The organism is Piscibacillus salipiscarius JCM 13188 (assembly GCF_001311865.1).
Taxonomy (GTDB): domain Bacteria; phylum Bacillota; class Bacilli; order Bacillales; family Alkalibacillaceae; genus Piscibacillus; species Piscibacillus salipiscarius.
The window spans coordinates 1-1,043 of the sequence record NZ_BBCD01000061.1; the positions used below are offsets into that span (position 1 = coordinate 1).

9 tRNA genes are annotated in these 1,043 nt (G+C 46.6%); all 9 read right to left on the reverse strand.

Annotation, left to right across the window (positions count from 1 at the left end):
- Window positions 1–108 precede the first annotated feature (108 nt).
- The 9 genes from JCM13188_RS17230 to JCM13188_RS17270 all read right to left on the reverse strand — a co-directional run bounded on the left by JCM13188_RS17230 (window position 109) and on the right by JCM13188_RS17270 (window position 959).
- Window positions 109–184: transfer RNA gene (locus tag JCM13188_RS17230), tRNA-Ala, on the reverse strand.
- An 18-nt stretch (window positions 185–202) separates the two neighbouring features.
- Window positions 203–278: transfer RNA gene (locus JCM13188_RS17235), tRNA-Lys, on the reverse strand.
- 58 nt (window positions 279–336) lie between these two features.
- Window positions 337–411 (reverse strand) — tRNA-Gln (locus JCM13188_RS17240).
- 13 nt (window positions 412–424) lie between these two features.
- Window positions 425–509: transfer RNA gene (locus JCM13188_RS17245), tRNA-Tyr, on the reverse strand.
- Window positions 510–517: 8 nt separating this feature from the next.
- Window positions 518–594, reverse strand: a tRNA-Thr gene (locus JCM13188_RS17250).
- Between the two features lie 18 nt (window positions 595–612).
- A tRNA-Val gene (locus JCM13188_RS17255) sits at window positions 613–688 on the reverse strand.
- A gap of 11 nt (window positions 689–699) precedes the next feature.
- Window positions 700–774: transfer RNA gene (locus tag JCM13188_RS17260), tRNA-Glu, on the reverse strand.
- Between the two features lie 28 nt (window positions 775–802).
- Window positions 803–875, reverse strand: a tRNA-Thr gene (locus JCM13188_RS17265).
- A gap of 9 nt (window positions 876–884) precedes the next feature.
- Window positions 885–959 (reverse strand) — tRNA-Asn (locus JCM13188_RS17270).
- Between the last annotated feature and the right edge of the window lie 84 nt (window positions 960–1,043).

Below are 1,043 nucleotides of genomic sequence, written 5' to 3' on the forward strand. Positions count from 1 at the left end.
AAATTAAAAAAAGTTCCCTACTTAGGGAATCTTTGGTTATAGTTAATTTCATTACAAATAAAAAGTTGCCCCCCCGATGATAGCAGAGAACAACTTTGGTAACTGATATGGTGGAGCCTAGCGGGATCGAACCGCTGACCTCCTGCGTGCAAAGCAGGCGCTCTCCCAGCTGAGCTAAGGCCCCTTCCGATGAGATATGTAATGGTGAGCCATGGAGGATTCGAACCTCCGACCCTCTGATTAAAAGTCAGATGCTCTACCAACTGAGCTAATGGCTCAAATAAAACTGTTCATATTCTAAACCAACAAATAATTATTATCCATAAAATAAAAAAATGGCTGGGCCAGCTGGATTCGAACCAGCGCATGACGGTACCAAAAACCGTTGCCTTACCGCTTGGCTATGGCCCAATCATTTTAATAATGGTGGAGGGGGAGAGATTCGAACTCCCGAACCCTGAGGGAGCGGATTTACAGTCCGCCGCGTTTAGCCACTTCGCTACCCCTCCATGATTGGTGGTGCCGGCCGAGGGACTCGAACCCCCAACCTACTGATTACAAGTCAGTTGCTCTGCCAGATTGAGCTAGGCCGGCTTATATTAGATTATTAAATGGTGGAGGATGGCGGGCTCGAACCACCGACCCCTTGCTTGTAAGGCAAGTGCTCTCCCAGCTGAGCTAATCCTCCATTTATATTAGTGGTGACCCGTACGGGATTCGAACCCGTGTTACCGCCGTGAAAGGGCGGTGTCTTAACCACTTGACCAACGGGCCAAACTTAGATGTGGTACGCTTTTTTCAAAGCTTCCTACCGGGCTTGAACCGGTGACCTCAGCCTTACCATGGCTGCGCTCTACCGACTGAGCTAAGGAAGCACATAAAAATGGCTCCAGCGGCAGGATTCGAACCTGCGACCGATCGGTTAACAGCCGATTGCTCTACCACTGAGCTACGCTGGAATATTTAAAACTACATTTTAGTATGTATCATTCACTATATATAAGGATAAAAAAATTAAAATATCAATGTATTTTAATTAAGTA